The following is a 7,198-nucleotide window of genomic DNA, read 5'->3' on the forward strand; positions in this document are numbered from 1 at the left end:
CCGCTAAAATTTAAAGATTTTCGAATGGATTTACGACCACGTCTTTGCGATCGACGATGTAAGGTATAAGGGCTGCTTGGCGCGCGCGCTTGATAGCCTTTTCTACCATCTCTTGGTATTTTTTGCTGGTGCCGGTTAAGCGGCGCGGCATGATCTTAAAGCGCTCGCTTAGGCAGTGCTTTAGCAGCGCCGTGTCCTTATAATCGATAAATTCGATCTTTGCTTCCGTAAATTTGCAATACTTCCTAGTATATTTTCTCTTATCTGCCATGATTTTTCCTTAATTAAAATGGGATCGTATCGTTGCCGTCATCGTATTTATCGGCATCGACGTCGACTTCCGGAATCGTGCTTTCGTAACTCTGCTCTTTTTGTTTAGGCGCGTTATAATCGTTTTTTGCGCCTCTAGAATTTGAGTTTTGTCTATTAGCATAGCTATTTCCGCCGCCGTAATTACCGCCGCTATAGTTAGAATTTCCTCCGTTGTAGCCGCCGGAGCTTCCGCCATAATTGCCGCCCTCGTAATTACCGCCTTGATTATAGCCGCCGCTTCCACCTTGATTGCTTCCTAGCATCTCCATCGTATCTACGCTAATGGAGTGCTTGCTTCGGTTCTGTCCGTTCTGATCTTGCCACTGATCTAGCTTTAAGCGGCCTTCGATCAAAATTTTACTGCCTTTTCGCAAGTATTGATTTGCGATCTCGGCCGTACGACCGAAAAAATCTATGTCTATAAAGCACGTTTCTTCGCGTTTCTCACCGTTTGAGCTATTGTATCTGCGCGTGACGGCGATGCCAGTTTTGCCTACGGCGGTGCCCGTTTGCAGATATCTAAGCTCGATATCTCGGGTCAAATTACCTACCAAAACTACTTTATTGAACATATTTTATCCTTTATTCGCCCTCTTTGGCTGCTTCTTCAGGCTCTTTTGGCTCTACCGGCGCTTTTGGCTCGCGCTCTTTTTTGGCGGGGCTTAGTTTGATGCCTTTGCTTAGCTTGTCCCAAGCGGAAATTTCGCGCTTAGTCTCATATTTGACGGTCAAAAATCTAATGATATCTTCGGTGATGCGCAGATTTCTAACAAGTTCGGAGATTAAGCTCGGCTCGGCTTTAAAATAGATTACAAAATAAACTCCGCGCTCATATTTATCGATCTTATAGGCTAGCTTTCTAGCGCCCATTTCGATTACGGAAGCGATCTCTCCGCCGTTTTTGGTTATGATTTCTTTGACGAAATCGACTTTTGTTTTAACTTCATCGTCGGTAAGCGTGGGCTTAACGATGAATAAAACCTCGTAGTTTCTCATAAATTCTCCTTATGGATTTTAGCTCGCAAACGGTGTCTGCGGGCAAGGATTTTGCAAAAAATGCGAAAAGATATTACTAAAATTTCACTTAATATTTGCTTTTTGTCCGAGCGAACTTAGCAGCATGCGCTGCAACCTCAAAAACGACGCGAGCAAAAGCTCGTCCTTCGCCGCGTTCTTTTCGCTTTTGAGTTCAAATTCCAAATCGTTTAAGTGAGCGAAAATTTTATAAAATGTTCGCGTTGAAAAGCTGGTGGCGTAGCGCTGCATCTGTGCGGCCACGGAAGGGGGCGGCTGATAGCCCAAAACCGCCTTAAAATCAAATCTGCCGTTTATTTTCACGTAAGCATGCAGGCGAAAAATTCTATAAATCAAGCGGTAGAAATAATTTATCAGCTCCATTTCGTTGTATCCGCCGCCCAGAGCCATTTTGTAAAAATCTACGCGAAAGTCGCTTAGTCCAAAAATTTTATCAAAAAGCTCGTCGTAGCTTACTTCGCTAAGGCCATAAACCATCAAATTTACGTTTTGCAGGTTAAGCTCAAGCCCTAAACTTGCAAATTTTTCTATCTCGCTCGCGCTTAGGCTCAGGCTTTCGTTGTGGATGGCGTAGATCCTACTAAGCGCGGCGGTGTTTGCAAAAAGCCCGCACATCTCGCATTTTTGCGCAAGCAGCGCTATAGCTTCGTTTACGCCTGAGGGTTTGAAAAACCTCACTTCGTTTCGTTCAAATTCTTTGATAAAATCCGCGCTTACAGAAATTTCGCTATCGTTTAGCTCATAAATTAGATGATTGTTCGCGTCCGCCTTACATAGCGCAATGAGCCTTCGTAGCTCCTCTTTTTTGATGAGCGAGGCGGTTTTGATATGAAGCGTGTTGCTGCCGCCGAAAAGCGAAGGCTCCAAAAAGCTTCGCGCCTGCTCAAAATCATACTCCAAAAAATACAAACTCAAAAAATTTTCCGAGGCGTAAATTTGCTTCAAGCGCTGCGCGTAAAGCTCGTTTGAAAAATCGTCTCCGCCGCGCAAAAGCACGAAATTAGGCACCCTTCCGCTTGCGATAAGCCCGTCAAATTCTCTCCTATACATCAGATCTTCTTTACCACTCTGCCTAAAATCACTCCGCTAGCGATATTTGCGTCCGTAAGCTCCACTAGCACGGGCGTTAAAATGTCGCCGGCGAAATTTGAAACCAAAATTTTAGCTCCCTTTAGTTTGTCGTCGAGCTTTGCGGTAACGGAATTTCCGTTTTCGTCGATGTAGCAGCGGAATTTTTTACCTAAATTTTCCGCTGCCCAGCGCGCAAATTTTCGGTCCATAAAATCAAACGCAACCTTATCCGCCTCGCGTTCAAGCTCGTTTAGCCGCACGCACGTCGCGTCAATGTTTAAAAGCAGGTAATTATAAAATTTCTCATCCCCCCTCATCTGCGCCTTTAGCAAGCGGTGCAAAATGAGATCGGAATAGCGCCTGATCGGGCTTGTGAAGTGCGTGTAGTTATCAAATCCGAGCCCGAAATGCCCGCGCGATTCGGATCCGTACTCGGCGCGCTTTTGAGCCTTGATGATGAGCTTATCGACCTCCTCGCGGATACCCATAGTATCGGCTTGCGCTTGGATTTCGCCGATCATTTTAGCAAGGTTGCTCTGATACGGCGCGTCGATGCCAAACAGCGCCAGATCGTCAAGCAGAGCGTAAATTTTTTTAAGCTCCGCTGAGCCGTGATTTCTAAAAACGCCCCGCTCGATGCGTGCCGCAGCGGCTTTGTTGGCTAGCAGCATACAATCCTCGATGAGCTTGTGCGACGGAGTGTCGGTCTCAAAGCGGGTGGAATTTATCAGGCCGCGCTCATCAAGCGTGATGCGAAGCTCCTTGGTGCGAAAATCAAATCCGCGCTTTAGCCTCGCGCGGCGCAGGCGCTCGCAAATTTCATTAAGCGGCAAGAGCCAGCTTAAAATTTCAGGCTCGCACGCCTTGCGGGTGCGTAAAATTTCATCGACCTCGTCGTAATTATAGCGGCGTTTTGATCTTATAATCGCTTCGAAAAGCTCCTGCTTTTGCGGGTTTAAATTTTCATCCAAAGCGATTTTAAAAACAAAGGCTAGCCTCGGCAGATCAGGCATCAACGAGCAGATATTCTCGCTAAGCTCGCGCGGTAGCATCGGCACGGAGCGGTGCGGGAAATAGATCGAAAAGCCGCGAAATTTCGCCTCCTTATCGATCGGCGAGTATTCGCTTACATATTCGCTCACATCGGCGATCGCGACGTAAAGCGTGCGCTCTTTCACGTCAAAATAGATCGCGTCGTCGAAGTCCTTGGCGTCGATAGGATCAATGGTGCAAAAGGGCAAATGCTGCAAATCCACGCGCTGCGGATACAGCGCCTCGTCCACTTCGCTGCCGAAGCTCGCGGCTTGCTGCTTGCACGCTTCGTTAAATTCGTCGTTTTTATCGTAGATCGCTAAAGAAATTTTCTCATCGACGAAGGGATCGGCTAAGCTTCCGATCACCTCGGTGATCTCGTTCGTTAGATTATCGATCTTTAAAAGGGTGTTTGCGGGCAGCTGCTTTAGCGATTTTTGCGTGGCTTTGAGCGGATTTGCGAGGCCGGTTTTGACGTTCACGCCTAAAATTTCGCGCCCGAAGCTTTTGGTATAAACCACGCTCGTTAAAAATGCGGGCTTGACGCACATTAGCACTTTTGCGTGCAGGCGGGACTTTCTTGAGCTTAAAATTTTTGCTAGGATCAGATCGCCCAGATGCACGCCGCTTAGATATCTGTTTTCGATGATGAGATCTGCCTTGAAGCGGTCGTCGAAGCTTTGCAGATAGCCCGTGCCGTCGCGCGCGATGTCGAGCCTGCCGAAAACATAGCCGTCGTTCAGATAGAGCTTGCCCTTGTGCGCGCTGATAGCGCCGATATTTAGGAGGTTGCGCACGAGCTCCTTTTGCTCGCCGCTGAGATCCTTTTCAAATACGCCCGAGTTGAAGGCGCGCAGGAACTCTTTCATATCGAAATTTCGCCTTTCGCCTCTAAAAACGCTTCCTGTTCGAAGCCGAACTCGACTAGTAAATTTAAAGCGTTGTCGATGCTAAGCTCGTCGAAATGATGGTAGATATTGACCGCGGTTTTGGCGATCTTTAGCATCGCGTAGCGGGATTTGTTCTCAAAAGGCGCGTCGTCGGGGGCGTTTGAATACAGCGCGTCCTGCGCGATCTGCTCTAGCCCGAAATGCGCAAATAGCGCGTGCGAGACGCTTTCGCGGTTCGTGCCGGTAAATTTCATCTCCACGTCGGTAAAATCCTGCGGAAAGATCGAGCCCTTGATGGCATGGTAAAATTCCTCCGCCTTGCCCGCAGCACACACCTGCTCGTCGATAAAAACCCGCCCGAACTCCACCAAAATCACGCTTGAAAGGATGCTTTGCTCTATCTGCGGGTAGGATTTGATCCACGAAAACATAAGCAGATTTCGCAGCAGCGAGACCTGCGTAAGCTTTTCGCGGTCGATGCGATACGCCCGTAGGCTCGGCTTTAGCATCTCGTCGAATACGGCGAATAGAAAAAACGCCCGCATCTGCTCGCGCCCGTAAAGCTCAAACGCTCGCTGTAAATTTAGCGTTTTTAGTGCCGCGGCGCCCTGCCCTTGTCCCCGCTCCTCCGCTCTGCCCCATTCTTGTTCCTGTTTTTGCTTCTGCGCTTGCCCATGCTCCTGCTCTCGTTCTTGCTGTTGCGTTTGTGCGGCTTGCATAGAGATGCTCGAACCTAGCGTGCAATCAGCTCTCGCAGCGGCGTGCTGATTTTGCCGCTGCGTATCGCTCGCGGCCTGCGAGGGGTTAAATTTAAAATTCTCGTCGCTATAGTTCGCGCCGTTTGCGTCATTTGAGCGATTAAATTTAAGACTATCGCTCCGCCCTGCTAAGTCTGCGCTTTTTTGCTCGCTAGCGGCGCACTCGTTTTGCCGCCACTCGTCTGCGGCATCTTGTAAGCCGCATCCTATGGACTTCACAGGCTCCGCGCCTTGTAGATCGCACCGCCCGTTTGCGGCAGTAAAATTTTGCCTTGCAAGTCCTTCGGCGCTAAATTTAGACAAACCACAAAATGCTAAATCTAAAATTTTATCCGCAAGAGGGGCGCTTTTTGAAATTTGCAAAGCGAGCCTGACGTCCGAAACGGCCGCGTCAAACGATGCTAAAATTTTTAAAATTTCATCGCTAAAGCCCGCGAGCGCGCCTATTTTTTGGGTTATAAATTTATTCATTTTAAAAAGCCGTTCAATATAAATTTCGCACAATCATATCAAATTTTAACTCAAATTGCAAAGCAAAACGCCGCCGTTGCGCCAAAATTCCACTTCGGCTCACGAGGCTTTTAAAGCGCTCTTTTTGCACCCGAAAATCGCGGATCAAACCGCCCGTTTGTCGCGACGGCAAAACCTAAATTTCAAGCGCCGTTTTATAAAATTTTAATCCCCTTTCGTATAGAATGCATCGAAATTTCGTTTATAAAGAGCTTGATTAAAACAGAAGTTTGAAGAGCCAAAAAGACTTAAAAACCGAAAATAACTTTAAGATACTCAAGCTAGTTTTTAAAATTTCATATAAATTTAAGCAGTTGAATTTATATGAAATTTAATGACGAGCTAAGATATAGAGCAATAAAATATTGCTACTAAAGAAGCTCTTTGAGCTCTACAAATTTGCATATGTATTTTTATAAGGGTTAGATATGCGCAGTATAGTATTTCTTTTCATAATACCCGCTTTTTTTACCATAAGCTTTTTTGTCGCCTTAATCGCCCCTAAAGGCAAACGCAAACGTTTTTGGCTTTTTGTTTGGTTTGTCGTATTTTTCGGTGACGGGTTTATAGTTTCTGCCATATTTCATTGCTACGGATATCTATACGGCAAAATAAACGTCTATGAAAAGCCAGCTATCAGAGCATATTATGCCGGAGAAAAGAAATTTGATCTAGGATTTCCCAAAGCAAATCAATTCTCATCGCAAGATTATACTAAAGACATTGCTTTTACGATGTTGATAAATGGCGATTTGGACTATATAGATTATAGAGTTCAAGCGAAAGATAGTGCCAATAATGGTAAATTTTTTAGAATGTACGTAGATAACAATACTTCAAATAAATGCTTTATGTCGATAGATGAAGAACTAAAGGACTACTTATCCGATAAAAAAATACCCTACTCTGAATTTAAACAACTTTACGACGAGTACCACTCAAAACCTGGCGAGTATAAAGAGATATATTATGATGCTTGGTTTGATAACGAAGAGAGAAAAAAGAGTTACCCGCAGCAACAAAGAATAGTAGTGGACAAAATAATAAAAATAGTGCAAGAACGATATAGAAGCCCAAACCCTATTAATATGAACGGCAAGGTATTTACATGGGACGACTATCAAATAAAGCGGGTTATAGATAGGCTACAAGACGTAGATAAAAAAATGGAATACTACAAGCAAATTTATAAAGACAAATGCATAGCGCGCAAAGAAATCTCCAAAGATGAGATAGCGCCTACCGAGCTTATAGTGGAAGATCCATATCATCTCCTAGAACCAAAGCCTAATATAAAAACCATATTCGATAATATGCTGGGCATGGGATTTAACTACGGTGGAATCATAAAAGATATAAATACGGGCAAGATACTAGCCGACAATATATACATCTATGAGTCTTATCACACTTGGATATTGCAAGCTCTAGTGAGTGCTTTGGGTCCGCAATCTGGCGGTGAGTTTTGGATGTGTAACAAAAATGAAACTAATTCAATAGAAAAGTGTAATCAAAAGATGATAGAGGAATTCTTCAGAAAGGATAGAAAATGAGAAAGTTTGAGGCACTAAAAACATATGCAGAGCTAGC

At 45.2% G+C, this 7,198-nt stretch carries 7 protein-coding genes; 1 reads left to right on the forward strand and 6 read right to left on the reverse strand.

The genetic code is table 11. From position 1 onward, the window contains the following. Positions 1-10: 10 nt before the first annotated feature. The 6 genes from rpsR to Q0369_RS06850 form a co-directional block, all read right to left on the reverse strand. Positions 11-271: a 30S ribosomal protein S18 gene (gene rpsR, locus Q0369_RS06825; RefSeq protein ID WP_295151385.1), complete on the reverse strand. Its 261-nt coding sequence runs from the start codon at positions 269-271 to the stop codon at positions 11-13. Positions 272-284: 13 nt separating this feature from the next. Beyond that, the gene (locus Q0369_RS06830; RefSeq protein ID WP_298097741.1) at positions 285-884 is read right to left on the reverse strand and encodes a single-stranded DNA-binding protein; all 600 of its coding nucleotides are present in this window, start codon (positions 882-884) and stop codon (positions 285-287) included. A gap of 10 nt (positions 885-894) precedes the next feature. Further along, complete coding sequence (gene rpsF / locus Q0369_RS06835; protein ID WP_005873267.1) at positions 895-1,308, reverse strand: 30S ribosomal protein S6; 414 nt, start codon at positions 1,306-1,308, stop codon at positions 895-897. Positions 1,309-1,392: 84 nt separating this feature from the next. Further along, the gene (locus tag Q0369_RS06840) at positions 1,393-2,397 is read right to left on the reverse strand and encodes a DNA polymerase III subunit delta (RefSeq protein ID WP_298097744.1); all 1,005 of its coding nucleotides are present in this window, start codon (positions 2,395-2,397) and stop codon (positions 1,393-1,395) included. Next, positions 2,397-4,319 carry a ribonuclease R family protein gene (locus Q0369_RS06845; RefSeq protein ID WP_298097746.1) on the reverse strand — a complete coding sequence of 641 codons (1,923 nt, stop codon included), beginning with the start codon at positions 4,317-4,319 and terminating at the stop codon, positions 2,397-2,399. Before Q0369_RS06845 ends, Q0369_RS06840 begins: the two co-directional genes overlap by 1 nt. Next, entirely contained in the window at positions 4,316-5,569 is a 1,254-nt protein-coding gene (locus Q0369_RS06850; protein WP_298097749.1) for a hypothetical protein, read from the reverse strand. Before Q0369_RS06850 ends, Q0369_RS06845 begins: the two co-directional genes overlap by 4 nt. A gap of 467 nt (positions 5,570-6,036) precedes the next feature. Here Q0369_RS06850 and Q0369_RS06855 point away from each other — a divergent pair, with 467 nt between their 5' ends. After that, entirely contained in the window at positions 6,037-7,161 is a 1,125-nt protein-coding gene (locus Q0369_RS06855) for a hypothetical protein (protein WP_298097752.1), read from the forward strand. The last annotated feature ends 37 nt before the right edge of the window (positions 7,162-7,198 follow it).

It is taken from the genome of uncultured Campylobacter sp., from assembly GCF_938030685.1.
GTDB lineage: Bacteria > Campylobacterota > Campylobacteria > Campylobacterales > Campylobacteraceae > Campylobacter_B.